The organism is Stenotrophomonas sp. 21LCFQ19, from assembly GCF_056861425.1.
On the sequence record NZ_JBSPUF010000025.1, the window covers coordinates 3547 to 30276 of the forward strand.

Sequence of the window (26730 nt, forward strand, 5' to 3'; positions counted from 1 at the left end):
TGTAGTGCCGAGCCATGCTCGGCAGAGGCGTTCCCGGTAAATCTCCTGCCGAGCATGGCTCGGCACTACGGCAGGGTGCTGGGGTTTGTAGGAGCGGCGTGAGCCGCGAGGCTGGTGCTGCTTGAAAGGCTGCAGAGCTACCCCTCCCCAGCCCTCCCCTTGCCTGCGGCAAAGGGAGGGGGCACAGCAGGCAAAGGGAGGGCAGAAAACAAAACCCCGCCTTTCGGCGGGGTTTTGGGTATTACCAGCAGCGGTGAGGCTGCGGTGGACTTAGAAGTCCATGCCGCCCATGCCACCCATGCCGCCCATGCCACCGGCGCCGCCCATTGCCGGCTCGTCCTTCTTCGGAGCTTCGGCAACCATGGCTTCGGTGGTGATCATCAGGCCAGCGATCGAGGCTGCGTTCTGCAGTGCCGAACGGGTCACCTTGGTCGGGTCCAGGATGCCGAATTCCAGCATGTCGCCGAATTCGCCGGACGCAGCGTTGTAGCCGAAGCTGCCGGTGCCTTCCTTGACCTTGTTGACGATGACCGACGGCTCTTCACCGGCGTTGGCAACGATTTCGCGCAGCGGGGCTTCCATCGCGCGCAGGGCGATCTGGATGCCGTGGTTCTGGTCTTCGTTGTTGCCCTTCAGGCCGGCCAGAGCGGAGACAGCGCGCACCAGGGCGACGCCGCCGCCCGGGACCACGCCTTCTTCGACGGCTGCGCGGGTAGCGTGCAGGGCGTCGTCAACGCGGTCCTTCTTTTCCTTCATTTCGATTTCGGTCGATGCACCGACCTTGATCACGGCAACGCCGCCGGCCAGCTTGGCAACGCGTTCCTGCAGCTTCTCGCGATCGTAGTCCGAAGAGGTTTCTTCGATCTGGGTCTTGATCTGCTTGACGCGCGATTCGATGGCAGCGGTATCACCAGCGCCGTCGATGACAGTGGTGTTTTCCTTGGAGACCTGCACCTTCTTGGCGCGGCCCAGGTCCTTGATGGTGGCCTTTTCCAGCGACAGGCCAACTTCTTCGGAGATCACGGTGCCGCCGGTCAGCACGGCCATGTCTTCCAGCATCGCCTTGCGACGGTCGCCAAAGCCCGGTGCCTTGACGGCCACGACCTTGACGATGCCACGGATGGTGTTGACCACCAGGGTCGCCAGCGCTTCGCCTTCGATGTCCTCGGCGATGATCAGCAGCGGCTTGCCGGCCTTGGCGACGCCTTCCAGCACCGGCAGCAGGTCACGCACGTTGGAGATCTTCTTGTCGTGCAGCAGGATGTACGGGTCATCCAGGTCAGCGGTCTGCGACTGCTGGTTGTTGATGAAGTACGGGGACAGGTAGCCGCGGTCGAACTGCATGCCCTCGACGACGTCCAGCTCGTTTTCCAGGCCCGAGCCTTCCTCAACGGTGATCACGCCTTCCTTGCCGACCTTCTTCATCGCTTCGGCGATGATGTTGCCGATCGACTCGTCGGAGTTGGCCGAAATGGTGCCGACCTGGGCGATGGCCTTGTCGTCAGCGGTCGGCTTGGAGATGTTCTTCAGCTCGGCGACGGCGGCGATCACGGCCTTGTCGATACCGCGCTTCAGATCCATCGGGTTCATGCCGGCGGCAACGGCCTTGGCGCCTTCGCGGATCAGGGCCTGGGCCAGCACGGTGGCGGTGGTGGTGCCGTCGCCAGCGTCGTCATTGGTGCGCGAAGCAACTTCCTTCACCATCTGCGCGCCCATGTTCTCGAACTTGTCAGCCAGTTCGATTTCCTTGGCGACGGACACGCCGTCCTTGGTGATGGTCGGGGCGCCGAAGCTCTTCTCGAGCACGACGTTGCGGCCCTTCGGGCCCAGGGTTGCCTTGACGGCATTGGCGAGAACGTTGACGCCGCGCACCATGCGCGAACGGGCGTCTTCACCGAAACGAATATCCTTGGCAGCCATTGCGATTACCTCTGAGTAGAGCCGAGCCGAGCTCGGCTGCTTTTATCGGGAAAGGGGGTTTACAGGAACAGGTGGCGCGGCAGCTCAGCCGATGACGGCAAGCACGTCGTCTTCGCGCAGCACCTTGTACTCGACGCCTTCGGCCTTGTAGGACGAACCGGCGTACTGGCCGTAAATGACCTTGTCGCCAACCTTCAGCGACGGGGTACGCACCGAACCGTTGTCCAGCGGCTTGCCCGGGCCCACGGCCACGACTTCACCCTTGGTGGACTTTTCCTTGGCCGAATCCGGGATCAGGATGCCGCCGGCGGAGATTTCGTCGGCTTCGATCGGCTTGACCACAACGCGGTCGTGAAGCGGCTTGATGCTCATGAAGGACCTCTTAAGTAATTGATTGGCCTGAAATTCCGGCGACACCGACTGGGAAACAGGGGGACGTCGGCATCACGCGTAAAAAGGCCCGTCGTGCGGGCTTGTTTGGGAGATGGGGCTGGCTGGGGGCCTTTCAAGGGCAGGCCGGAAAAATGATCATCCCGGCTGGCGGGGTCTGGTAACTGCCCCTGCGGGCGCCGGCGGCAATCGTGCCACCTGCCCCACCGCCGCAGTCCCGAATACGCCACGGACTGCGGGAGGCCTGCCTTACCTCCGCCCCTGCCGGTTTCGGCATCTCGAGCTCCGCCACGAACGGCGCCGTTTGATCGCGGGGATCGGGCACCGTTCGCGCCGCGAAAAAAATGGCGCGTCCCGGGGGATTGCGGGGCACGCCATATCAAGAGAGAGAGCCGCCCAGACCGCGGGCTGAACTACTTTTTTGGAATATCAGAGGTACCGCGACCACTGCACCGAGGCGCTGGCAGGGCTTGCCGGCAGCCCACCGCTGCCGGTGCTGCACACCGGGAGCAGATTCAGGCCGCCACCGCTGGGAACATCAACCGCGATGCCGCCGGCGGATATCTTGGTATCGGCGGTCTGGTTGCTGCCTACCGTCAAGCTGCCGTGGATGGTGACGGTGGCACCACTGGTCGACAGCTGCTTGCCCAGCATCACGCTGCCGCGCAGCTCCCAGCCCGCGATGTCGGCAGCGCCTTCGGCGATCACGGTGGTGTTGGCAATCGGCAGGCCCTGGTAGGTCTGCGGCTTGCCATCAGGTCCCTGCCCTTCCCACTCCACCAGCTGCGTGCGGCTGGCGCACAGGTTGGTCGGGTAGAAGTCGCCGCCACAGACCTTGGCCGCACCGGCGAAGTTCGGCGCGATCAGGTCGCGATGGCCGGCAGTGGTGAGGGTGACGTTGCCGCCACAGGTGGCCTGGCTCGGGTCGTCACAACCGCGTACCACCAAGGTATTGAGGAAATCGGTACTGGTACCGTCGATCTTCACCGACTGGTCAAACCACAGCACGCCGACCGGCATCTTGCTGACGCCGTGGAGCAACCAGCTGCCATCGCTCTGCCTGGCCTTCAGGCAGCCCTTCTCATTGGTGTAGTTGCAGGTCATCAGCTCCTGCAGGATCGCCAGTTGCGCAGGGCTGGGGCTACTCAACGGATACACCCCGTCGATGGAATCACCATTGGCACGCTTTACATTGCGGATGGTCAACTGCGCGGCACCATCAACCGTGCTGAAGGCGTAGTTGGCCATGGCCAGGAAGTTGTCGGCATCCACCGGTTTGACCCGCGCTTCGCAGTACGGGATGCCGGGCAGACCTGGACTGGTGCCAGCCTGCCTGATCTGCACGTTGTTCACCGGCATGTTGAGGTTGCCAGCGAGCCGGCCCGAACCGCTGACCGAAACCTGGTTGACCGTCATGTCACCGCCACCGAGCAGGTTCTTCACCGTGCCCGATGTCATTGCGATGTTTCCGCTGGCCCAGAGTGTCTCGTACTTGCCGCTCCAACCCGACACGGTGACGCTGTAGCCCCACAACTGGCCCACCGTGAGTGTTGCCAAGCCAACGGTGCCGCCGGCAATACGGGTGGAGCGGAAGCTCAGCGCGTCCGGCAGGCTGACATTGTCCGCGCCCTTCAAGCGCTCGGCAGTTGCCGCACCGGTTACCAGACCGGTGCTGGCATCGACGTTCACCAGCGGCGCGCCGGCACTGTCCTGCTTGCTGAAATCCAGCAGGAACTGGCTCTGATCGGCCAAGGTGACCACCGCGTGGCCGCTGTTGAGCGGCGCAACGGCACCCGTCACCCACGGCGTGCCGCCGGTTACGGTGGAGGCAATCAAGTTACCGCCGACTTCGGCGGTGCCGATCAGCGCGGTGCCGGAGTAAACGCCAACCGCATAAGCTCCAGCCTTGATCGCGGTGTAGTTGCCACCGCTGACACCACTGCCGATCTCGACATTGCGTGCCCACAGCGTGGTTCCATTGGGATTGCCCATGCCGTTGATGCGGATGGTGCCTTCCGAATACAGATGACCGTTGTCGGTGATGCCACCGCCGCTCAATGACACATCGCCCTTGACGCAACCGGAGATGCGCGCGGTCGAACCACCGCCAATCGTCAGGTTGCCGGCTACCACGATGTTCTCGTAGTCCACCGCGTTGGTGACGTCGAGCTTGCCGCCGCTGTAATCCAGGTTGCCGTTGAACACCATCGGCGCCTTCGGCATCGACGCGCATACCGGCGGAATGCCCGGGGTGCCATTTCCCGGTACCACGTCATAGATCACTTCGACGGTGGCTGTGGTCAAGGCACTGCCGACACCCGCGGTGCCAATGACCTGGGCACTGACCCGGTAGTGGTCGCTGCCGGCAGCCTCGATCGATGTCACCGTTGCAGCGCGCACGCCCAGCGCTTCAAGCCCGCTGACTGGCTTGGCATCATTGCCTACCCAGCCCGGCCATACGCTGGTATCCACCTGCAGCAGGTACAGCCGCAGTGCTTCGACACCGCGCCATGCCGCCGCCTGTGCAGCCGTGGCCGAATGCGTGGTGAGCTGCTGCGACTGGGTGCCGCGCAGCGAGTAAATGGTCGCGGCAACCGTGACCGAAACCGCCAGTCCGACCATCAACACGATCAGCAGCGTGGCAACGCCACGCTGCCGTTTGAATGCTGAAAAACGATTCCTGTCCATGCCAACACGTCCCCTGTGCATCAGATGGTCACTGCTAGATTGGGCAGGCAGGCCAGGAACAGATGGCTGCTGGCGTCGCTGCGTTCCAAGGCCAGTTGCTGGCCAACCGCTGCAGCAGGCGTGGTGCTGAAATCCTGCTGCATGTATGGGAGGCATTGACGCTCACCCTTGAGCGAAAACACATAGCCTGGCGCCAGGCTCATCGCACCGACTTCCTGCTCACCGGAGGCAAAGGCGCTGCCATCCTTCTGCATGGGAGTGAAGAAGGCCGCACTACCAGCAAGCAGGTGCCGCTCATCGCTTTTCCATGTGGCAGCTTGGGCATCGCCGCAGGCCTTGGGGGTAAAGCGGTACAGGCCCTCACCATCGACCAGCCGCAGGCCCGAGCAGACGTAGCCGCTGGCGGTCAGCTCGGCCTTGTAGCGCCACACCAACTCCTTGCCCGCGTCGCGAACATGCAGCTTGCTATTCAAACTGTCGGCTGCCGGCACGCCGAAGCCCGCGCTCTGCAGGTCCATCTGCGCGGACAACAACGCCGCTGATACCTGTCCGTCGCGCAACGCAGAACGCGAGGCGTTGCTGGAAACTTCAACCATGGTTTTGTACAGCGTCATCATCGCGGCGATGGTGATCAGCGAGATCAGCAGGCCCACCATCATGCTGATCAGGCTCTGTCCGCGTTGCTGCTGGCGGCCGATCCGGGTGGCAGTGCGTGCAAGCATGTTCATTGCTTCGTCGACACCAGCAGATCGGGATCGTTTTCGTTGGCGCCCTTGCTGCCGAGATCGGTCGCGGCGACCGTCAGATCCACCCGCTGTGGTGCCTCCACGGTGCGTGCAATACCCGCCATGGCTACCGTTGCGGTGGCGGCCTCGCAGCTGACCGCAGCGCTCCTGGACTCGCCGTTGGGCATGCCGATCTCCAGCGTGCCACTGCCGCACAAGCCCACGCCCTGGGTCTGCAGACTGTCGCGCAGGCGCTCGACCATCAGGTTTTCCACCTTGGCATCGCGCTGGTTGTTCATCACATTGGCCATTACATGGGCCAGACCGGCGCCGATGATGCTGGTGATCAACACGCCGACCAGAGCCTCGAGCATGATGTCGCCGCGCTGGCGGCGTGGCGGATCAAAGCAGGTCGACATAGAGCGGATCCTGGCTGTTCATGCCAATGGCAATACGCGAATGGGCGGCGGCACTGCTGCAGCTCGCCGCGCCCGGCAGGCGCTGGCCACGGTTGTCGAAGGCCACGCAGGACAATAGGTCGCCCGAGGCTTGCAGCTCGTCTGCATCGGCATAGTCATCGGCGCCGGTCAGGCGATACTCGCCACCGCGCGGCAACTCGCCCTGCCACAACACTTCATTGCCAGCGCCACGCAATATCTGCAGGCTGCGACCACTGTGCTGCAGCCGTGCCGAAACAGCTGCCCCGGTGACGTGCTCGGGATTGCGCAAGGCCAGCGAGCGGGTCTGCGACACGGCCTCCCACAGCAGGTTGCGTGCCTGCATCTGCCGATTGCTGTCGATCCATTGCAGTGTGAACGGCATGCCTGCCAAGGCCAGCACCGCCATCACCGCCAGGGTCACCATCAATTCGATCAGTGAAAAACCCGTGGCGCTGCGGCTCATGGCCAGTCACTCACGCCGGCACAGTTGCCGGACACCGTGCGGCTGTTGTCCGAATCGAGCTTGAGCGTGCAGCCACTGGCCTTGCCCAACGCGCTGCCGGCGACCGCCTTGAGCTCATAACCACTGTTGGTGGCGGTATAGCTATAGTTGAACTGGCCAGCCTTGGTCGCCGCATTCCAGCCCTTCTTGGCTGCCGCGTCATTGGCGGGGTAGCCCAGGGTGCGTTGGCGGAAATTCTCGACCGTACTGGACAACGCCATCAAATCGCTCTGCGCTGTACGGAGCTTGCTGCGCAGAACGTAGTCCGAGTACAGCGGAATGGCGATGCCGGCCAGAATGGCAATGATGGCCACGACGATCATCAGCTCGATCAGCGTGAAGCCCCGGTTTTTGTGTTGCTGCATATGCCCCCCTGTAGAGCCCTGCGAACACCTGCATCCGCCGTGACAAGAACCTTCGTAGGAATTGGCGTCCATCTGGCGTTAGATGAAAACCGCGTGAAACTGTGACCGGCCGCAATATACAATTCATGACAACGATGTCAACACTTCCATCCGAAAACGCCTCAAGCGCTTCTGCCACAATGGCTCGATGGACGTAAGACTGGTCTTCTGCACCTGCCCCGACGAACAAACCGCGCAGGCCTTGGCTCACCATCTGGTGGAGCAGCGTTTGGCTGCCTGCGTGAACTTGTTGCCTGCGATGCGGTCTGTGTACCGCTGGCAGGAGCAGATTGAACAAGCTGAAGAGATTCAGCTTGTTATAAAAACCTGTGCTGATCGGCTGGACGCGTTGAGCGCCGCGATCAGGTTGCACCACCCTTATGAATTGCCGGAGATCGTGGCGATCTCCCCCAGCGCCGGCCTGCCGGCGTATCTGGACTGGATCCGGGCGCAGACCCGGGAGGAAACATAATTAATGATGCTGTTGCGACAATTTGCCGCTTTCTGCCTGCTTACCCTGGCCGCCCTGCCGGCGCTGGCCATCAATGAGAAAGACCTGCTACCGGTAGACCAGGCCTTTGCCCTGCGTGCCGAGGCTCTCAGCCGCGACCGCATCGAGCTGCGCTGGGACATCGCCCCGGGCTATTACCTCTACCATCACCGCACCAGTGTCAAAGCCGGCCCCGGCTTCACTGCCGGCGCGCTGCAGATGCCACAGGGCGAGAAGAAGCACGACGAATTCTTTGGCGATGTGGAGACCTACCATCGCCAGCTGCGCGCGGTCCTGCCGGGTACCGCCGACGCGGGCGCCACCAGCGTCACCCTCGAAGTCCGCTACCAGGGCTGTGCCGATGCCGGCGTGTGCTACCCGCCGCAAAAGCGCAACGTCGAAGTAAGACTGCCCGCAGCAAGCGGCGCCGCGGCTGCGGCCGCTGCACCGTCTTCCGCACCCATCTTCAACCCGCTCGCCGGCAACAACGGTGGCGGCCTCAGCCTGCCCGGCGCGCCCGCCGTGCAGGGCCTGCCGCTGCCCTCGGAAAAGGCCTTCGGCTTCGAGGCCATCGTCGACAACGGCAACCGCCTGCTGCTGCGCTTCTCGCCGGCACCTGGCTATTACCTGTACCGCGACCGCACCTCGCTGGCACTGGAAGGCGCCGATGGCGTGCGCGCCGGCCGCCCACAATGGCCCGCCGGCAAGCCCTACCGCGACGAGCATTTCGGCAACGTGGTGGTCTATTTCGACCAGGTCGATGTACCGCTGCCATTGCGCCGCGACAAGCCCGACGCCACGCCTGCCACCCTGGTTGTCACGTTCCAGGGCTGCCAGACCGACGGGATCTGCTATCCGCCGATGACCCGCCGGGTGCGGCTGTCGCTGCCCGCCGGCAAGATCTCGTCGAAGGAAAAAGAAGAACTGGCAGTTGCCCCCTTGGTGATCCAGCCGTTGCCGGCCGGCAAGAAGGGCGAAGTCCCGCCGATGCCGCTGATCGACCCGGCCAACCCGCCGGCACCGCAGCCGCTGGTCGTGCGTCCGGCTGCTGCGGCCGCCAGTCTGGCCGAAGCCGCGCCCGATGCGTCCGCCGACAATACCCGCCGCAGCCAACCGCCCGCCGATACCGCCGGCAACGGCTCGCTGCTGTGGGTTCTGCTGCTGGCGCTGGCTGGCGGCCTGATCCTCAATCTGATGCCCTGCGTCCTGCCGATTCTGTCGCTGAAGGTGCTGGGCGTTGCACAGAGTGGTGAGAGCCGCCAGCGCGCGCGCAGCCACGCACTTTGGTATACGGCAGGCGTGCTGGTTGCGTTTGCTGCGATTGGTGGCCTGGTGCTGGCACTGCGCGCAGCCGGCCAGGCGGCCGGCTGGGGCTTCCAGTTGCAGCACCCGTGGTTCATCGCCGCGCTGGTGTACCTGATGTTCGTCGTTGGCCTGAGCCTGTCCGGGCTATTCACCCTGGGCGGCAATGCCGGCCAACTGGGCCAGAGCCTCGCCAGTCGCAGCGGCCCCAGCGGTGACTTTTTCACCGGCGTGCTTGCCTGCGTGGTCGCCAGCCCCTGCATCGCGCCGTTCATGGGCCCGGCCTTGGCCTACGCCTTCACCGCACCGCCGGCCTTGGCGATGCTTGTGTTCCTGGCATTGGGCCTGGGTCTGGCACTGCCGTTCCTGCTGATTGGTTTTGTACCAGCGCTGGCCGAGCGGCTGCCCAAGCCGGGCGCATGGATGGAAACCTTCAAGCACGTGATGGCCTTCCCGATGTACCTCACTGCCATCTGGCTGTTGTGGGTGCTGGGCAAGCAGCGCGGCATCGATGCGATGGGCCTGATGCTGGTCGGCCTGACCCTGCTGGCGCTGGGCCTGTGGTGGTTTGAACGCAGCCGCTGGCACAGCCGTCGGATCGGCATGGTGCTGGGCGCGGTGATCGCGCTGCTGGCGCTGGTGCCGGTGTGGGGCGTGACCCGCCTGCCGCCGCCGGGCGCTGCCATCGCCAGCGAAGGCACGGTGTCCTATTCGCCGCAGATGCTGGACCGCCTGCGCGCCGACAACCGCGTGGTGTTCGTCAACATGACGGCCGACTGGTGTGTCACCTGCAAGGCCAACGAACGCAACGTGCTGGACCGCGACAAGTTCCGTGACACGCTCAAGCAGGTCAACGCTGTGTACATGCGCGGCGACTGGACCAATGTGGATCCACAGATCAGCGCTTTCCTCGAGCAGCACAAGGCGGTCGGTGTGCCGCTGTATGTGGTGTATGGACCGGGGGCACCGCCGCGCGTGCTACCGACCGTACTCACCCAATCCATCGCTGAAGAAGCGCTGCTGCGCGCGGCACGCTGATGCGCCGCGCCGTGTGGTGGGTGGCAGGTATCGCGGCCGCAGCCGGGCTGTCGGCCGGTGCATGGCTGAGCCACCCGACCACACCGCCACTGCCGTCGATGAACACGCCCTCTGCGCCACTGAAATCCGCGACGCCGGTGCAGGGTGTGCGTGTCGGCGAATTGATGCCCTCATTCACCCTGCCCGACCTTGATGGCATGCCGGTGAAGTTCCCGGACCAGTTCAAGGGCAAGCCGCTGTTGATCAATGTGTGGGCCAGCTGGTGTGCGCCCTGCATCGAGGAGATGCCCGAGTTGGCGCGCTTTGCTGCGCGTCATGCGGACACTGGACCGCAGGTGGTGGGCTTGGCCTTGGACACGCCGGAAGCGGTGCTGGATTTCCTTGGCAACGTGCCGGTGTATTACCCGATCGTGATCGAAACGCCGGGGCCGCAGGATGCCAGCGTCAAGCTGGGCAATTCGCAGGGACTGCTGCCTTACAGCGTATTGGTTGATGCGCAGGGGCGCGTGCTCAAGCAGAAGCTTGGGCCGTTCAAGGTTGGTGAGATTGATGCGTGGGTTGCCGGTGTGGAGCCTGCTGCCAGGCAGTGACCCTGCAAGCCCTGGATTGATGTTTGCGCTTGGATTGGTCGCACGGATAAGCGCAGCGCGCCCGAGGTTTGGTTGGCGCCAAGAGCCAAGAGCTCCCCTCATCCGCCCCTTCGGGGCACCTTCTCCCCCTTGCGGGAGAAGGGAATGCACTCCGCTCGTGTTCAGCTGCAACTGACGCATTCCCAGCTCGGCTCTGCTCCGCCCTGCTCCGCTTTGCTTTGCCCTGCTTTGCCCTGCCCTGCTTTGCCCTGCTTTGCTCTGCTCTGCTCTGCTTTGCCCTGCTCTGCTTTGCCCTGCTCTGCTCTGCTCTGCTTTGCTTTGCCCTGCTCTGCTTTTCATCCCTTCTCCCGCCTGCGGGAGAAGGTGCCCCGAAGGGGCGGATGAGGGGAAGCTTTGCTTTGAGCTTTTGCCTTTGAGCTTTTGCTCTTGCGCATCTGCTTCTGGCTTCTACAAGGTGCTTCGCACCTCACCCTCTCCCCAACCCCTCTCCCGGTGGGAGAGGGGCTTTAGAAGCCCTGGATCACCAGAACGCCGCGTACAGCGCGACCAGGATCGCGATCACCGCCACCGAGCCGATGTTGAACACGCCGCCCGTGCGGTAATCCACGTCACGGGTGTCGATGATGTCCTTCTCCGGCGCCGCCGGCGTCAACAGTGATACGCCTACCGCCAAGGCCAACGCCAGCAGGAACACCAGGCCGACGCGGTCGATGAAGGGCAATGCCGGCCAGGCCAGCTTCAACACGATCGACAACACGAACGAACCAATCGCCGCCGACAAGGCACCCGCCTCATTGGCACGCTTCCAGAACAGGCCCAGCATGAAGATCACCACGATTCCCGGGGTGAAGAAGCCGGTGTATTCCTGGATGTACTGGAACGCCTGGTCGAAGCTGCCCAGCAAGGGCTTGGCGGTGAGAATACCCAGCACCACCGCCACCACCGCAGCGATACGACCCACACGCACCAGCTTGGTCTGATCCGCTTCGGGATTGCGCTTGGCGTAGAAATCCAAGGTGAAGATGGTCGCCACCGAATTGATCTTCGATGCCAGCGAGGCAACGATGGCCGCCACCAGCGCGGCAAACACCAGGCCGAGCACGCCGGTCGGCAGCATCCGCATCATCGTCGGATAGGCCTGGTCCGGCTTGTCCAGGTTCGGTGCCAGCATCACCGCGGCAATACCCGGCAATACCACGATCACCGGCATCAACAGCTTCAGGAACGCAGCAAACAACACGCCCTTCTGTGCTTCACCGATGCTCTTGGCCGCCAGCGCACGCTGGATGATGTACTGGTTGAAGCCCCAGTAGCTGATGTTCATGATCCACAAGCCACCCAGCAGCACGCTCAGGCCTGGCAGGTCCTTGTAGAAGGGGTTGTCCTTGCTGAGGATCATCTCGAAGTGACCCGGCTGCGCCTGCCACAACTTGTTGAAACCGGCGACGATGCCGGCACCATCGCCGAGCTGGTTCAAGGTCAGCCCTGCAACGAACAGGCCGCCGAGCACCAGCAGCGTGACCTGCACGATATCGGTAAGCGCGACGGCCTTCAGGCCGCCGTACAACTGGTACAGCAGCGCGAACACGCCGATCAGCACCACCGCGGTCATCTGGTCGATGCCGGTGACCTGGTTGACCGCCACCGCGCCCAGCCACAGGATCGAAGTGACGTTGACGAACACGTACAGGCCCAGCCAGAACACCGCCATCACCGTGCGGATGCGGCTGCCATAACGCTGTTCCAGGAACTGCGGCATGGTGTAGATGCCGTTGCGCAGGAACACCGGCAGGAACCACTTGCCGACGATCAACAGGGTCAGCGCCGCCATCCACTCATACGAGGCCACTGCAAGACCAATCGCATAGCCCGAGCCGGACATGCCGATGATCTGCTCGGCGGAAATATTCGCCGCGATCAACGATGCGCCGATCGCCCACCACGGCAATGACTTGCTGGCCAGGAAGTAGTCCTTGGCGTCCTTGCTGTGCCCGGCTTTCTCCCGCGACACCCATTGCGCAAGGACGAAGATACCGGCCAGGTAGACCAGTACGATCGCGATATCCAACGTACCCAAACCCATCTCATCACTCCCTGTTGTGCACCGACCGGGCTGTCATCCCTGCGCCCTTTCGCTACCGCCCCCAACGGGCCACATCATCAGGTGCGCCGGCACCCTCCCGTACCGGCGCTTTCGCTGTTTCAGCGTGTTGCGCAGTCTACGTTTACCTCGGCCTCACCGGCAGCGCCAAGAGCGATCCGTGATACCGAAATATCCGCAACGGCAGCCGTTTCCAGCTCAGTGGTATGTTGGATCCTGGACAGATCCGCACCCGCGGCGGCAAAGCACTTGAGCGGCACGCCAACGCTGACCCACTTGCCAGCCGGAATCGCCGACAAGGTGGCTTGCAGATCGACCTTGGCCGCACAACCCGCGCCGCAACCCACGCCCACCGTCAACGGTGCCGATACCGCGCTGTCACGGCGCAGCGTCAGCTGCAGCTGCACGTCGCCGTTGCTCTCGCGGGTAACGTCGATCGGCGTAGCGGCAACCAAGGCGAACTTTGCCAGTGCCGTGCCCGACCACTGCAGGCGGCGTGCGTCTTCCTGCGCCTTGTGATCGACCGCGGTCATCTTCAAGGTGCCGTCGGCCAGCACGGTCGGCACGGTGGTGGCCGGCATGTCCGGCTGCGATGCGCTGGACAGCTGCAGCGACAGGCCCAGCGACGGACGGCCCTTGGCGAAGTACACGCCGCTGCCGGCCTGCTCACCGCTCACGCCGGAGTCTTCCGGCAGCGCTGCCACATCACCCTTGTCGGCATAGCTCAGGCCATGGCCGAATTTGTACAGCGGGTTGTGGCCCGGCTTGTTCACCGCCGAGTCGATCGCGGTGCGCGGCCAGGAGAAGCTGAGCTTGCCCTTGAAGTCGTGGTTGACGCTGCCATCGGCCTTGCGCAGCAGCACATCGGCGATACCAGCGCCTTCCGAACCCGGCAACCAGGCCGCGACGAAGGCGTCGGAGGCATTGATCTCGCGGTTCATCCACAGCGGACGACCGCTGATGAACACCGCCACCACCGGAATGCCTTCGCTCTTCAGGCGCTTGAGCAGTTCCAGGTCGGCATCGTTGCCCGGCTTGTACAGCAGGTTGGGGATGTCACCCTGGAATTCGGCATAAGGCTCTTCGCCGAACACCACCACCGCCACATCCGGCTTGGCCTTGTACTTGCCATCGACCGCCAGCTCGGCGCTGCCACCAGCAGCACTGACCTCGCGCTGCAGGCCTTCCCAGATGGTGTCGGCGTTGGGGAAGTCGGCACGGGTGGTGCCGGTGCCCTGCCAGTTCAAGGTCCAGCCACCGGCCTGCTTGCCGATGTTGTCGGCGCCATCACCGGCCACCAGCACCTTCTGGTCGGCGCGCAGCGGCAGGATGCCGTTGTTGTTCTTCAGCAGCACCAACGATTCGCGCACGGCCTGACGGGCCACCGCACGGTGCTCGGCTGCGCCCAGCAATTCGAACTTGCCGCCCAGTGCACGCGCCGAAGGCTTGGGCGCATCGAACAGGTTCATGCGGAACTTCACCCGCAGCACGCGACGCACGGCGTCATCCAGGCGCTCGGTCGAGAGCTTGCCCGACTTCACCGCGGCGACGGTGGACTCGTACATGCCCTTCCAGCTGTCGGTGGCCATCGCCATGTCCAGGCCGGCGTCATAGGTGGCCGGGCAATCGGTGGTGCTGCAACCGGGAATCTGGCCTTGGCCATTCCAGTCGCCGACCACGAAGCCGCCGTAGTTCATGCGGCCCTTCAGCACGTCGGTCAGCAGCGGCTTGTGGCCGTGCATCTTGACCCCGTGGAAGCTGTTGAACGAAGCCATCACCGACTGTGCACCGGCCTTGATGGCGGTGACGTAACCGGCGCTGTGGACATCGCGCAGCTCGGCCTCGCTGACCGCGGTATCGCCCTGGTCCTTGCCGTCGGTGGTGCCGCCGTCGCCGACGAAATGCTTGACCGACACCATCACGTGCTTGTCGTCGAGGAAGTCCGGCGCGCCGACCTTGCCCTGCAGGCCTTCGACCATCGCCGCGGCGAACTCGGCCACCAGCTGCGGGTTCTCCGAATAGCCTTCATAGGCGCGGCCCCAGCGCACGTCCTGCGGCACCGCCACGGTCGGCGCGAACGCCCACTCCATGCCGGTGGCGCGGGTTTCGGCGGCGGTGATCTGGCCGATCCGGCGCTGCAGTTCAACGTTGCGGGTTGCACCCAGACCAACGTTGTGCGGGAACAGCGTCGCGCCCACCACGTTGCTCTGGCCGTGCATCGCATCGATACCGAACAGGATCGGGATCGCCTTGCCGCCGGTCGAGGTATCCATCGACGCGGCCCAGAAATCATCGGCCACCTGCAGCCAATCCTTTGCCGGTGCGTTGTACTTGCCCCCCGGGTCGGAGCTGCCACCGGCCAGGATCGAGCCCAGCCGGTACTTGCGCACGTCCTCCGGGGTGATGCTGGCCAGGTCGCCCTGCACCAGCTGGCCGACCTTCTCCTCCAGCGTCATCGTCGCCAGCAGATCGTTGACGCGCTTTTCCAGCGCCGGATCTTCCGCCAGCGGCCATTCCACCACCGGCCACTGTTCCGGATGGATCGTGCCGTCATACGCGGCATCGGCCGTGGCCGCCTGCGGTGCAGCCTTGTCGCCGCTGTTGCAGCCGGCCAGCACCGCGATACCCACTGCCAGCGCGCCAACCAGGGCAGCGCGGCGTGTCGAAAACGTCATCATCCTCAACCCTCCATCTGCTCGAGCGAACGACCCTTGGTCTCACGCACGAACTTGATAACAAAGAACACCGAGATCACCGCCGACACCAGGTAGATGCTGTACGTCGATGCCAGACCAATGCCGGCCAGCAGCATCGGGAAGGTCACCGTGACGATGAAGTTCGCCGTCCACTGCGCCGCACCGGCAACCGCCAGCGCCGAACCACGGATCTGGTTGGGGAACATCTCGCCCAGCATCACCCACATCACCGGGCCCCAGGACACGTTGAAAAACACCACGTAGGCATTGGCCGCGACCAGCGCCAGCGTGCCCATGTGGCCGGGCAGCTGCAGGTGGCCTTCCACCATCGAACCACTGGCGAAGGCGTAGACCACCAGTCCCAGCGATACCGCCATGCCGCTGGAGCCGATCCACAGCAGCGGCTTGCGACCGATCTTGTCGATCAGCAGCACGGTGACGATGCAGGCACCAATGCTGAGCGCGCCGGACAGCACGTTGATCAGCAGCGCATCACTTTCCGAGAAGCCCACCGCCTGCCACAGCACCGCGCCGTAATAGAACACCACGTTGATGCCGACCAGCTGCTGGAACACCGCCAGGCCAACACCCACCCAGACGATCGGGCGGATCTTGCGGGTGGCCTTGTCGACCAGATCCGACAGCTGCGGACGGTGGTGGTCCTGCGACAACGACGCGTCGATCTCGCCCAGCGTGGCCTGCGCCTGCTCGGCACCGAACAGACGGGTCAGCACTGCCAGTGCTTCGTCCTTGCGGCGCTTGACCACCAGGAAGCGCGGGCTTTCCGGGATGAACAGCAACAGCAGCAGGAACAGCAGCGACGGGATCGCCTGCATCCAGAACATCCAGCGCCATGCGGCCTGGCCGGCCCACAGCGGCTCGGTCGAGGCGCCAGCGGCCTTGGCCAGCAGGTAGTTGCTGAGGAAGGCAATGAACAGGCCGGAGATGATCGCGATCTGCTGCACCGTGGCCAGCCGGCCGCGATAGCGCGCCGGTGCAACCTCGGCGATATAGGCCGGCGACATCACGCTGGCCGCACCCACCGCGAAACCACCGACCACGCGCGCGGCGATGAACACCAGCGAGCTGTGCGCACCGCCGGCACCCAGGGCCGACAGCAGGAACAGCACCGCCGAGATGATCAACACCGAGCGCCGGCCCAGCCGATCGGCCAGGCGGCCGGCGAAGAACGCGCCGATCGCACAGCCCAGCAGCATCGAGGCCACTTCAAAACCCAGCTGCGCCTCGGTGGAACCAAAGGCCTGCTTCAGGCCATCGACGGTGCCGTTGATCACGCCACTGTCGAAGCCGAACAGGAACCCGCCTATCGTCGCCACCACGCTGATCAATACGATCAGCGCGGTGTTTTCCTTGTTTGCTGCTGACTGCCCCATCCCCTCACCCTCTCTGTCTGGTTATGTCGTCGGCCTGGTGCTCAGCGCAGCAGGTACTGGTTGAGCAGGTTCTCGTAGCGCTCCTGCTTGCCGCTGGCCTGCACCGGTTCGCCGTTGCCGGCCGCGAGCTTGGCCAGCTCGGCCAGGCCCAGCTTGCCGCTGGCGAAGTCCTTGCCGGCGCCGGCGTCGAAGCTGGCGTAACGCTGTGCACGCCACTGTTCCCACGGCGAGTCATTGAGCAGGCCGTGGGCCACTTCCAGACCGCGTGCGAACGCATCCATGCCACCGATGTGGGCAATGAACAGGTCTTCCATGTCGGTGGATTCGCGGCGCGGCTTGGCGTCGAAGTTCAGGCCGCCGACCAGGCCGCCCTGGCGCAGCACCACCAGCATCGCGCCGACCGTGTCGTACAGGTCGGTCGGGAACTGGTCGGTGTCCCAGCCGTTCTGCGCGTTGCCACGGTTGGCATCGATGCTGCCGAGCAGGCCGTGATCGGAGGCGACCTGCAGGTCGTGCTCGAAGGTGTGGCCGGACAGCGTGGCGTGGTTGGCCTCGATGTTGAGCATGAAGTCGTCCTGCAGGCCATTGGCCTTGAGGAAGCCGGCGACGGTTGCCGAGTCGAAATCGTACTGGTGCTTCATCGGCTCCATCGGCTTGGGTTCGATGAAGAACTTGCCGGTGAAGCCGATGCTGCGGCCGTAGTCGCGCGCGGCGCTGAGGAAGCGTGCAAAGTGCTCGAGCTCGCGCTTCATGTTGGTGTTGTGCAGGCTGGCATACCCTTCGCGCCCCCCCCAGAACACGAAGTGCTCGCCGCCCAGTTCAACCGTGGCTTCCAGCGCGGCCTTGACCTGCACCGCGGCGCGGCTGACCACGTTGAAATCCGGGTTGGTCGCCGCGCCGTTCATGTAGCGCGGGTGCGAGAACAGGTTGGCGGTGCCCCACAGCAGCTTGGTGCCGGTGGTCTGCTGGCGTTGCTTGGCCAGCGCCACCACGTGCTTGAGATTCTTTTCGTAGGTGCCGATGTCATCGGCGTCCGGCGCCATGTCGACGTCATGGAAGCAGTAGTACGGCACACCGAGCTTGGTGAAGAACTCGAACGCCGCATCGACCTTGGCCTCGGCGGTGGCCATGGCATCGCCCTTCTCCCACGGGAAGCGGCGCGTGCCCGGACCGAACGGATCGGCACCGGCGTTGCAGAAGGTGTGCCAGTAGCAGGCAGCGAAGCGCAGGTGCTCGCGCATGCTCTTGCCACCGACCAGCTTGTCCGCGTCATAGACCTTGAACGCCAAGGGGTTGTCGGAGTCGCGACCCTCGAACGGGATCTGGCCGATGCCGGGGAAATACTCGGTGGCGCCGATGAAGGGCTGCTTGCTCATGGTGCGAATTCCTGTGTCGACAAACTACGGGGAAAGAATCAACCGCGGTACAGCGGCATGACGGCGTGCAGGTGTTGCAGGTAGCGCTGGTAGGCCAGCGCATAGTCCGCGCTGCGCGCGCGGTCAGGCGTGGCAGTGGCTGCGGCATCGGGGGTTACATGGGTGGCCGCGAGTGTGGCCAGGGATGCGTCGTTGCCGGCGCTGCGCTGCAATGCCCACAGCGCCTGCAGGGCGGCACCGAATGCGGCGCCTTCGGACTGCTGCGGCACTTCCACCGGCAGGCCGAACACATCGGCGACCATCTGCCGCCAGGCAGCGCTGTTGCTGCCGCCACCGGTCAGCACGATGCGGTCGAAGCGCATGCCGGCACCGACGAAGGCATCAAAGCCGTACTTCAGTGCATAGGTCGCCCCCTCCATCGCCGCGCGGTAGAAGTGCGAGGGGTTCATGGTGGTGGCGTCCAGGCCAGCCAGCACACCCTTGCCCAGCGGCAGGTCGGGGGTGCGCTCGCCATTGAGGAAGGGCAGCATCACCAGCCCATCTGCGCCCGGCGTGGTCGCATTGATGTGCGCATCGCCGTCGCGGCTGCTGAAGCCGAACATGCGCGCCACCTGCTCGGTGACCACGGTGCAGTTCATCGTGCAGATCAGCGGCAACCAACCGCCGCTGGACGAGCAGAACGCCGCCCATGCGCCACCAGCATCCACCACCGGCACATCGGAACTGGCAAACAGCGTGCCCGAAGTACCCAGGCTCATCGCCAGCTTGCCCGGCGCAACGCAGCCGGTGCCGATCGCAGCCATCATGTTGTCACCGCCGCCTGCGCCAATCTTCACCGTGGCCGGCAAACCCAGGCGTGCTGCAGCCCCGGGCGCGATGTCGAACAGGACATCGGCGCCCACCAGCGGCGGCAGGCAGGCAGCGAGATCGCGGTTGGCGTCGGTCGCCTTCAGCAGTTCCGGCGACCACTGGCGCGTGCGCACATCCAGCCAGCCGGTGCCCGAGGCATCGCCGTGCTCGCAGTAGTACTGGCCGGTCAGCACGAAGTTCAGGTAGTCGTGCGGCAGCAGGATATGCGCCAGCTTTGCGTAGGCATCCGGCCGGTGTTTGGCCGTCCATGGCAGCTTGGAGGCGGTGTAGCCTGCAAGGATGGGATTGCCGGCCAGTTCGATGCAGCGCTGCGCGCCACCGGCCGCATCCATGATCTGCGCGCATTCCGCGCTGCTGCTGGTGTCGCACCAGAGCTTGGCCGGGGCCAGCACCTTGCCGTCCGCATCCAACGCGACGAAGCCATGCTGCTGGCCGGACACCGCCAGCGCCTGCACCTGCTGGCGCAGTTGCGGGTCGATGCGGGCGAAGCAATCCTCCATCGCCGCGACCCACGCTGCCGGATCCTGCTCGCGGCTGCCGTCATCGGCACTGTGCAGCTGCAACGGCGCGCTGGCCGTGGCCAGCAACTGCCGTTGCGCGGCGTCGTAGACCACGACTTTCAGGCTCTGCGTGCCCGCGTCGATACCGGCGACGATGCTCATGCCGCACACCAGCGGGAAGCGAGGTGACTCATGCAAGACTCCATTGACCATCGTGCAGCTGCGCGGTGATGCGCTGGCCGGCACGCAGGTCCAGTTTCAGTTCGTGGGTTTGGTAAACGAGGTTGAAGGCGCCGCCGCGTTCGGCCAGCAGGCTGACCTGCTGCAGGCGGCCAGCGCTCCACTGCAGGTCGAGCACGCCGGCATTGCGCACACGCACGCCCTGCAAGGTGCCCTGCGCCAGTTCGGCCGGCAGCGCAGGCAGCAGGAACACCGCCCCGCCCCAGCTCTGCACCAGCATCTCGACGATGCCGGCGGCGCCACCGAAATTGCCGTCGATCTGGAACGGCGGATGTGCGTCGAACAGGTTTGGATAGCTGCGCTGCGGTGCCAGCAGCAGGCGCAGGATCTGCAGGCAACGCTGGCCTTCGCCCAGCCGCGCCCACAGGTTCAGGCGCCAGGCGATGCCCCAGCCGGTCGCTTCGTCACCGCGCAGTTCCAGGGTGCGGCGTGCGGCGGCGCTGAGCTCGGGGTTGTCGCGGCGGTTGATCTGGCTGGACGGGTGCAGGCCGTACAGATGCGAGACGTGACGATGCTGCAGTTCCGGCGCCTGCATGTCCCAATCCTGCTGCCATTCCATCAACTGGCCGGCGCGGCCGACCCGGTTCGGCGGCAGCTGCGCACGCAGCGTGTCCAGTTGTGCGGCGAAGGCGTGATCGGTATCGAGCAGGCGAGCGGCTTCGATGCATTGGCCAAACAGGTCGCGCAGCAGCTGCGCATCCATGGTCGGCCCGGCGCAGATCGCCGCGCCGTGCGGATGCTGGTTCTCCGGCGAGATCGACGGCACCGTGACCTGGTGGCCGGTGTTCGGATCGCGCTGCAGGCTGTTGACGAAGAACAGCGCCGCGCCCTTGAACAGCGGCCAGACCTGGCGCAGGTAAGCCGGGTCGCGGCCATAGTCCCAGCGGTCCCACAGCTGCTGCAGCAGCCATGCGCCGCCGGTCGGCCACAGCGCCCACTGCGCGCCATCGGGCGGCGTGCTGACGCGCCACAGGTCGGTGTTGTTGTGCACCACCCAGCCATCGACGCCGTACATCTGCTGCGCGGTGAGCGCGCCGCTGCGGGCCAGTTCGCCGATCATCCGCTGCAAGGGCTCCACGCATTCGGGCAAGGCCGCCGCTTCGGCCGGCCAATAGTTCATCTGCGTGTTGATGTTGAGCGTGTACTTGCTCTCCCACGGCGGGTCCATCAGATCGTTCCAGATGCCCTGCAGGTTGGCCGGCTGGGTGCCGGGACGCGAGCTGCAGATCAACAGGTAACGGGCATAGGCGTGGTACAGCGCGACCAGTGCCGGATCATCACCGCTGGCAAAGGCCGCGATGCGTTCGTCGGTAGGCTTGTCGGCGGCAACAGTGCGGCCCAGGTCCAGGCGCATGCGCCGGTACAGGCGCTGGTGTTCGGCCAGGTGATCGGCGCGCAGCTGCGCTGCGCTTCTGCCTGCGGCCTTGGACAACTGTGCGGCGGTGATCGCTTCCGGATCGCCGCCGACGTCATCGAAGGCGCGGTAGCTGGTAGCGGCGACCAGGCGCAGTTCCAGCTCACGCACGCCGTCGAAGGCGATGTGATCGGTGTTGATGCGCAGCTTGCCGCCAACGTGGCGCACCTGCACACGGAACGCAAAACGCAGCTTGCCGGGCACACCGTCGCGCGACACGTTGTGGCCGCTGACCAGCCAACCATCGTCGGTGGCCGTCGTACTGGTTGCGTGCTCGTTGGCGGTGCGGATGAAACCGCCCATCGGCTCACCGTCTTCCACGGTGTAGCGCAACACCAGGCATTGATCGACCGGCGAGATGAACACCTCGCGGCGATGCAGGCCGGCACCGGCGCGGAACGTGGTGCGGGCAATGGCCGCATCCAGATCCAGCTCGCGGCGGTATTCGCTGATGCCTTCCAAGCGATGGAACTCCAGCCACAGGTTGCCCAGCGGCTGGTACGGCATCTGTTTGACCGGCCGCGAGATCAGCGTCTCGTTGGCCAGTGCTTCGGCGGCGGCATAGTTACCGGCGAAGACCAGCTCACGCACGCGCTGCACGCTGTCGCGCGCACGCGGGTTGACCGCGCTGTACGGACCACCAGCGTAGAGCGTGTCTTCATTGAGTTGCAGGCGCTCGTTGGCGACGCCACCGAACACCATTGCGCCAAGCCGGCCATTGCCCAGCGGCAGGGCCTCCACCCAGCTGCGCGCCGGCTGCCGGTACCACAGCAGGTCGGCGGCCGACGCCGCGGCTTCCGACGTCGCCGCCTGCAGCACGCCCGCCAGCGGCAGGTTGCCGACGGCCAACGCGGCCGCCGCGCCCTTGAACAGCGCACGGCGGCCGGGCTGTGCCAGCCCGGCGCTTTCAGTGGTCATCCCGACGACCGGGACAGGACCGTTTGCAGCGTTCATTCCGGCCCTCCCAGACTCAAATGTCCACCGGTTTCCATAATGCCGAACTTGGCTGCCGCTGTCAGCGGGCAGCCGGACGGGTGATGGCCTGCGCCTTGCCGTCGTAACGCACCACCACGTCGGCCTTGGGCTCCAGCGTGCCGATGCCGTCACGCGGGCCATCGACCCAACGCACGCGCAGTTCGCGCTTGTCCTGCATGCCCGGGTAACTGCCCTCGCGCGCACCGATGCTCAGCACGCCCTTGGCCTGGTCCCACTGCAGCGCGATGCGGCTGGACTGGCCACGCTCGTAGCCATAGTTCCGGCCGTTGTCCTCGTACAGCGAGAAGCTGCCGTCGGCGCCGGTATAGACCTCGATGGTGACCGGTGCGTTGGGCTGCTCGTCGACGTACTGCTGGACCACGGTGCGCGGCACGATGGAGCCGGCACGCACGAACAGCGGGCTGCGCTCCAGCGGCGCGGCGGCGGTGATGGTCTGGCCACCGGCATGACGCTCGCCGGTGTTGAAGTCGATCCAGCTGGTGCCGGCCGGCAGGTAGACCTGGCGGCTGGTGGCCTTGAACTCGGTCACCGGCGCGACCAGGAAGGCCGGGCCAAACAGGTACTGGTCGGCGATGTCACGCACCTTGGGGTCGGCCGGGAAGTCCATCGCCATCGCGCGCAGGATGGTGCCGTCCTTCTGCCAGGTATCGCCGGCCAGGGTGTAGATGTAGGGCAGCAGCGTGTAACGCAGCTTCAGGTAGTGAACGAAGCTGTTGTAGTGCGCCGAGCCTTCCGGGGCGATTTCCCAGATCTCGCGGTACGGGAACTGGCCGTGCAGGCGGAACACAGGCACGAAGGCGCCGTACTGGAACCAGCGCAGGCTCATCTCGCGCCACTCCGGCAGGTGCGCCGGGTCCTTGTCGATGAAGCGCTGCTCCGGCGAGAAGCCACCGATGTCGAAGCTGACGTTCGGCGCACCGGCCATCGAGGCATTGACCAGGCCGGATATCTGCTCACGCATGTCGTCCCAGCGCGGCACGATGTCACCGCTCCAGAAGGCCGCACCGGCGCGCTGCTGGCCGGCGAAGTAGGCACGCGAGAGGATGAACACGCGCTTGTCCGGATCGACCTCGCGCGAGCCTTCGTACACGCCTTCGGAATGCACCAGCGGATAGGAGTTGAAGTACTCCACCGAGGAACCGATCGCGGTCGGCGTGGTGCGCGCCTTGCGCTCACCGATGTCGATGTTGCTGTGCAGGTCCGGCTCGGAGGCGTCCAGCCACCAGGCATCGATGCCACGGCTGTTGAGCTTCTCGTTGACCTGACGCCAGAAGATGTCGCGGCCCTTCTGCGAGTACGGGTCGTAGAAGGAATTCAGGTAGCCCTTGCCGATCCAGTCCAGCTCGCCGACTTCGACGTTGCGGTGGTACATGGCACCGGCGGCGTCGAGTTCCTTGTAGTTGGCGGTGGTCGGGTAGAACTTTGGCCACACCGAAATCATGATCTGCGCATTCTGGTCGTGCACGTGCTTGATCATGCCGGTCGGGTCCGGGAAGTTCTTGCTGTCGAAGTCGTGCGAGCCCCAGGCGTCTTCCGGCCAGTACGACCAGTCGAGCACGATGGCGTCGATCGGCAGCTTGCGGCGGCGGTACTCGTCCAGCGCACCGGTCAGCTCGTCCTGGGTCTTGTAGCGCTCGCGGCTCTGCCAGAAGCCATACGACCACTTCGGCAGCAGCACAGCCTTGCCGGTCAGTTCGCGGTAGCCGGCGATCAGTTCGTCGGCATTGCTGCCGGCAACCACGTAGTAGTCGATCATCTGCCCGGCTTCGGACCAGATCGAAAGATCATTGGCCTCGGCGGCGGGCAGCGGGTCGCGATGCAGCAGCGCGATATAGGCCGGATCGATCGCGTCCCATTCCACCTTCACCTGATGCTTCTGGCCCGGCTGCAGGTCCAGGGCGAACTCGTGGTGCCACGGGTTCCAGTTCTGCCGCCAGCGGTCGATCACCAGCTTGCCGTCGATGTAGACCTTGGCGTACTCGCTGTTGTACATCGAGAACGTGTGGCGACCGCCCTGCTTGGCTTCGATGGCGCCTTCCCACACCACCTGGGTACGGCCGCCCTGGGCCTTGTTCCAACCGTCGGCGGGCAGCGCCTTCAGGTCCTTGATGTACTGGTAGTTGATCTCGTTCTCGCGACGCACCACACGCTGCTGGCCATCGAACGAATAGGTCGCGGTGAATGCACCCGGCTTGCCCTGCGCGTCATAGACCACCAGGTCTTCCTGCAGCGGTCGCAGGCCCTTGGGGTCGCCGTAACGGGTGATCGAGTTGTTGTCCCAGAGGATGCCGTAGTTGCGGCTGGAGATCAGGTAGGGAATGGCGTTGTCGATGTTGTGCTGGAGCAGTTCGACATCGCGGCCCTTGAGGTTCATCCAGCCCTGCTGGTGCAGGCCGGTGCCGTACAGCGCTTCGCCTTCGACCGAATCGAAGCGCTGGCGCACGCTGTACATCGGCTTGCCTTCCACCTGCCCGGCGCTGAAATCACGCGTTGCGGCCGACTCAGCCAGCAGCGGCTTGCCGGCGGCATCGAAGAAGCTGACGCGGCCATCGGCCAGGGCTACCTGCGCGGAGATGCCCGCGGCCTTCAGGGTCACCGCGCTGGCGTCCTGGCTGAGCTCGAATGCCGGCACCGGCGCGCTGTTGGCCACGCGCATCAGGCTCGGGCTGCGCTGGAAATCACCATCCACGTCCGCGCTGACGCGCACGATACGGTCGTCCACCAACTGCAGGCGCACATCGGCGGCTTTGGCATTGGCCGGGCGCACGATCACACCATCGGCCTGGCGCTCCACGGTCTGTGCCGATGCGGCCAGCGGCGCCATCGCGGCGGCCACGGCCAGTGCCAGCAGGCTGGTGCGCAGCCGCGCGTGCTTGTTCTGCAACATCATTGGATCTCCCTCCGTTGGGGCGCCTGGCTGGCGCCTTGCTGTATGCGACTGCTCAGTACGTGGCCAGCTTCACCCGCAGCAACTGCGGTGCGCTGGAGAAATTGAGGCCGTAATCGGTCTGGTCACCGTTCCAGCGGCGGCGGAACGTCCACTCGCCGTCGACATAGGTGCCTTCATCCACCGAGTGGTAGATCTGCCGCTCGGCAACCGCCGGATCGGCCGCCACCAGGCTGATGCGCGCGTGCGCACCGGTGACCAGGAATTCATCCGCTGCCAGCTGCACTACCAGCGCCCGGCCAATCGGCTCGGGATTGCCCGGCGGCTCGCCCTGGAACCAGAACTGCGGCACGCCATAGGTGATGACCGCGTTCCACTTGTCGTCGATCTTCAGGGTCTGCACGGCCTGCCCTGGCTGCTCGGCGGTGGCGCGCACCTTGCCCTCGAAGCTGGCCTTGGCGATCACCCCGGCAGCCGGCGCCACCAGGCGATAGTTGAGCGCGAACGGCTCCAGCGTCTCCGGGTTCATGGTCCGTGCGCCGAGTGGATAGTTGGAGTACTTGGAGTAGTCGATGCCGAACGGCGACCAGCCGATGGCCTGGTGACCCAACGCGGAGAAGAAATAACGCGCGTACTCCTCGCGGTTGCCGGTCTCGGCGACGAACAGCGGATTGTCGGCGCGCGAGTAGCGCTCCAGCACCGTGGTGTACATCGTGTATTCGGGCATGTAGATGTCCGGCGCCAACAGGTCGATGTTCGGCGCTGCTGCCTTGTAAACGTCCAGCACGTTGTCGGTGGGGCCACCGCTGGCGTACTGCCCGGGCTGGCCCGGGTTGAACGGGCCGCGCAATGCTGCATTGACCAGCATCGGCAGGTTGTACTCGGCCTTGCCGGCAGCAGCCACTTGGTCAATGAAGTGGGCGATATGCCAGGCATGGAAGAACTCGTCGGCATCGGCACCGAACACGTCACGCCACGTCCCCGGCTGCTTGCCCAGCTTCTTCAGCAAGGCCTCGGGCACGGCTGCATCGAAATCCTTCTGCGCAAGCGGCGAGAAGTCACGCACGCTGCCATAGGTGCCCGGCTCGTTCTGCGGCTGCACCATGATCACGGTGTGCTGCGGGTCCTTGGCCTTGAGGTGACGCATCAGCTGCACGAAGGCCTTGCGGTCGGCCTCCAGGGTTGCCGGTGCATGCGGCGACAACGAGTTGAGGGTGCGGCCATCGGCGGTGATCACGCGCGGGAAGCGCTGGTTGTCCAGCTTTACCCACTCCGGCGCGTAGTTCGGGCCGTTGTTCTTCCAGGTGGCGAACCACAACAGGATCAACCGCACTTTCTTTTCGCGGGCCTGCTCCAGCAGGGTATCGACGAAGGCGAAATCGAACTCGCCCTCCTTGGCTTCCACCTGTTCCCAGCCTACCGGCACCATCACCGTGTTCGGCTTGACGATGTCGATGGCCGGCCATACGTCGTCCAGCGCCTGCGGGTAGTTGCTGGAGTTGTTGACCTGCGCGCCAAGGATCAGGAACGGCTTGCCATCGACGAACAAGGCATGGCGACCATTCTCGGTGACCACGCGCGGCAGGTCCGCTGCAGTGGCCGCGGCCGCGGCTGCAGTCTTGGCTTCGCCACCTTGCGCAGTGGGTGCGTCCGGGTTGGCGCTGCCACAGGCAGCCAACAGCAATGCCATCGCGGTTGCGAGCAGGCCACCGGTGACCGGCGCGGAACGTCGGGATGTCAGCTTCATGGTCGTTTCCTTTTGCTTCA

General features: G+C 64.9%; 18 protein-coding genes. 3 read left to right on the forward strand and 15 right to left on the reverse strand.

What is annotated here, in order from left to right; translation table 11 throughout:
- Window positions 1–270 precede the first annotated feature (270 nt).
- The 7 genes from groL to AC13FW_RS19745 form a co-directional block, all read right to left on the reverse strand.
- A complete protein-coding gene (groL, locus tag AC13FW_RS19715) occupies window positions 271–1920 on the reverse strand; it encodes a chaperonin GroEL (protein ID WP_282267471.1) in 1650 nt (549 codons plus the stop codon).
- Window positions 1921–2004: 84 nt separating this feature from the next.
- A complete protein-coding gene (locus AC13FW_RS19720) occupies window positions 2005–2292 on the reverse strand; it encodes a co-chaperone GroES (RefSeq protein ID WP_282267469.1) in 288 nt (95 codons plus the stop codon).
- A gap of 447 nt (window positions 2293–2739) precedes the next feature.
- Entirely contained in the window at window positions 2740–4998 is a 2259-nt protein-coding gene (locus tag AC13FW_RS19725; protein WP_482990209.1) for a hypothetical protein, read from the reverse strand.
- A 20-nt stretch (window positions 4999–5018) separates the two neighbouring features.
- The gene (locus AC13FW_RS19730; protein ID WP_482990210.1) at window positions 5019–5720 is read right to left on the reverse strand and encodes a PilW family protein; all 702 of its coding nucleotides are present in this window, start codon (window positions 5718–5720) and stop codon (window positions 5019–5021) included.
- 2 nt (window positions 5721–5722) lie between these two features.
- Window positions 5723–6142: a hypothetical protein gene (locus AC13FW_RS19735; RefSeq protein WP_296252852.1), complete on the reverse strand. Its 420-nt coding sequence runs from the start codon at window positions 6140–6142 to the stop codon at window positions 5723–5725.
- Window positions 6126–6626, reverse strand: a complete 501-nt coding sequence (locus AC13FW_RS19740; protein ID WP_482990211.1) for a pilus assembly FimT family protein — start codon at window positions 6624–6626, stop codon at window positions 6126–6128. The genes AC13FW_RS19735 and AC13FW_RS19740 overlap by 17 nt, the downstream gene beginning before the upstream one ends.
- A complete protein-coding gene (locus tag AC13FW_RS19745) occupies window positions 6623–7030 on the reverse strand; it encodes a type IV pilin protein (protein ID WP_482990212.1) in 408 nt (135 codons plus the stop codon). Before AC13FW_RS19745 ends, AC13FW_RS19740 begins: the two co-directional genes overlap by 4 nt.
- A 187-nt stretch (window positions 7031–7217) precedes the next feature.
- Here AC13FW_RS19745 and cutA point away from each other — a divergent pair, with 187 nt between their 5' ends.
- Genes cutA through AC13FW_RS19760 form a run of 3 tightly spaced genes read left to right on the forward strand, consistent with a single transcriptional unit; the run spans window position 7218 to window position 10489 of the window.
- Window positions 7218–7541, forward strand: a complete 324-nt coding sequence (cutA, locus tag AC13FW_RS19750; RefSeq protein ID WP_282267453.1) for a divalent-cation tolerance protein CutA — start codon at window positions 7218–7220, stop codon at window positions 7539–7541.
- 3 nt (window positions 7542–7544) lie between these two features.
- On the forward strand, window positions 7545–9899 hold the full coding sequence (locus AC13FW_RS19755) for a protein-disulfide reductase DsbD family protein (protein ID WP_482990213.1): 2355 nt from the start codon (window positions 7545–7547) through the stop codon (window positions 9897–9899).
- A complete protein-coding gene (locus tag AC13FW_RS19760; RefSeq protein WP_482990214.1) occupies window positions 9899–10489 on the forward strand; it encodes a TlpA disulfide reductase family protein in 591 nt (196 codons plus the stop codon). Before AC13FW_RS19755 ends, AC13FW_RS19760 begins: the two co-directional genes overlap by 1 nt.
- Before the next feature lie 520 nt (window positions 10490–11009).
- Here AC13FW_RS19760 and AC13FW_RS19765 read toward each other — a convergent pair.
- The 8 genes from AC13FW_RS19765 to AC13FW_RS19800 form a co-directional block, all read right to left on the reverse strand.
- Window positions 11010–12572, reverse strand: a complete 1563-nt coding sequence (locus tag AC13FW_RS19765; protein WP_282267447.1) for a sodium/sugar symporter — start codon at window positions 12570–12572, stop codon at window positions 11010–11012.
- A gap of 119 nt (window positions 12573–12691) precedes the next feature.
- Window positions 12692–15268, reverse strand: a complete 2577-nt coding sequence (locus AC13FW_RS19770; RefSeq protein ID WP_482990215.1) for a glycoside hydrolase family 3 protein — start codon at window positions 15266–15268, stop codon at window positions 12692–12694.
- Window positions 15269–15270: 2 nt separating this feature from the next.
- Window positions 15271–16680, reverse strand: coding sequence for a sugar porter family MFS transporter (locus AC13FW_RS19775; RefSeq protein ID WP_482986507.1), 1410 nt, complete (start codon window positions 16678–16680; stop codon window positions 15271–15273).
- A gap of 41 nt (window positions 16681–16721) precedes the next feature.
- A complete protein-coding gene (xylA, locus tag AC13FW_RS19780; RefSeq protein ID WP_482990216.1) occupies window positions 16722–18056 on the reverse strand; it encodes a xylose isomerase in 1335 nt (444 codons plus the stop codon).
- A gap of 38 nt (window positions 18057–18094) precedes the next feature.
- Window positions 18095–19588 (reverse strand): xylulokinase, encoded by a 1494-nt coding sequence (gene xylB, locus AC13FW_RS19785; RefSeq protein WP_482990217.1) that lies wholly within the window; start codon window positions 19586–19588, stop codon window positions 18095–18097.
- 28 nt (window positions 19589–19616) lie between these two features.
- Window positions 19617–21998, reverse strand: coding sequence for a glycoside hydrolase family 95 protein (locus AC13FW_RS19790; protein ID WP_482990229.1), 2382 nt, complete (start codon window positions 21996–21998; stop codon window positions 19617–19619).
- Window positions 21999–22095: 97 nt separating this feature from the next.
- Entirely contained in the window at window positions 22096–24963 is a 2868-nt protein-coding gene (locus AC13FW_RS19795) for a TIM-barrel domain-containing protein (RefSeq protein WP_482990218.1), read from the reverse strand.
- 55 nt (window positions 24964–25018) lie between these two features.
- Window positions 25019–26710, reverse strand: coding sequence for a DUF5597 domain-containing protein (locus AC13FW_RS19800; protein WP_482990219.1), 1692 nt, complete (start codon window positions 26708–26710; stop codon window positions 25019–25021).
- Window positions 26711–26730 lie beyond the last annotated feature (20 nt).

Bases quoted from the DNA above. Each gene is read 5' to 3' on its own strand.
- AC13FW_RS19790 (WP_482990229.1), bottom strand. From the start codon at position 21,998: ATGACCACTGAAAGCGCCGGGCTGGCACAGCCCGGCCGCCGTGCGCTG.
- AC13FW_RS19755 (WP_482990213.1), top strand. From the start codon at position 7,545: ATGATGCTGTTGCGACAATTTGCCGCTTTCTGCCTGCTTACCCTGGCC.
- xylB (WP_482990217.1), bottom strand. From the start codon at position 19,588: ATGAGCATCGTCGCCGGTATCGACGCGGGCACGCAGAGCCTGAAAGTC.
- groL (WP_282267471.1), bottom strand. From the start codon at position 1,920: ATGGCTGCCAAGGATATTCGTTTCGGTGAAGACGCCCGTTCGCGCATG.
- AC13FW_RS19795 (WP_482990218.1), bottom strand. From the start codon at position 24,963: ATGTTGCAGAACAAGCACGCGCGGCTGCGCACCAGCCTGCTGGCACTG.
- AC13FW_RS19760 (WP_482990214.1), top strand. From the start codon at position 9,899: ATGCGCCGCGCCGTGTGGTGGGTGGCAGGTATCGCGGCCGCAGCCGGG.
- AC13FW_RS19770 (WP_482990215.1), bottom strand. From the start codon at position 15,268: ATGATGACGTTTTCGACACGCCGCGCTGCCCTGGTTGGCGCGCTGGCA.
- AC13FW_RS19720 (WP_282267469.1), bottom strand. From the start codon at position 2,292: ATGAGCATCAAGCCGCTTCACGACCGCGTTGTGGTCAAGCCGATCGAA.
- AC13FW_RS19740 (WP_482990211.1), bottom strand. From the start codon at position 6,626: ATGAGCCGCAGCGCCACGGGTTTTTCACTGATCGAATTGATGGTGACC.
- AC13FW_RS19800 (WP_482990219.1), bottom strand. From the start codon at position 26,710: ATGAAGCTGACATCCCGACGTTCCGCGCCGGTCACCGGTGGCCTGCTC.
- AC13FW_RS19725 (WP_482990209.1), bottom strand. From the start codon at position 4,998: ATGGACAGGAATCGTTTTTCAGCATTCAAACGGCAGCGTGGCGTTGCC.
- AC13FW_RS19775 (WP_482986507.1), bottom strand. From the start codon at position 16,680: ATGGGGCAGTCAGCAGCAAACAAGGAAAACACCGCGCTGATCGTATTG.
- AC13FW_RS19745 (WP_482990212.1), bottom strand. From the start codon at position 7,030: ATGCAGCAACACAAAAACCGGGGCTTCACGCTGATCGAGCTGATGATC.
- AC13FW_RS19735 (WP_296252852.1), bottom strand. From the start codon at position 6,142: ATGTCGACCTGCTTTGATCCGCCACGCCGCCAGCGCGGCGACATCATG.
- cutA (WP_282267453.1), top strand. From the start codon at position 7,218: ATGGACGTAAGACTGGTCTTCTGCACCTGCCCCGACGAACAAACCGCG.
- AC13FW_RS19765 (WP_282267447.1), bottom strand. From the start codon at position 12,572: ATGGGTTTGGGTACGTTGGATATCGCGATCGTACTGGTCTACCTGGCC.
- AC13FW_RS19730 (WP_482990210.1), bottom strand. From the start codon at position 5,720: ATGCTTGCACGCACTGCCACCCGGATCGGCCGCCAGCAGCAACGCGGA.
- xylA (WP_482990216.1), bottom strand. From the start codon at position 18,056: ATGAGCAAGCAGCCCTTCATCGGCGCCACCGAGTATTTCCCCGGCATC.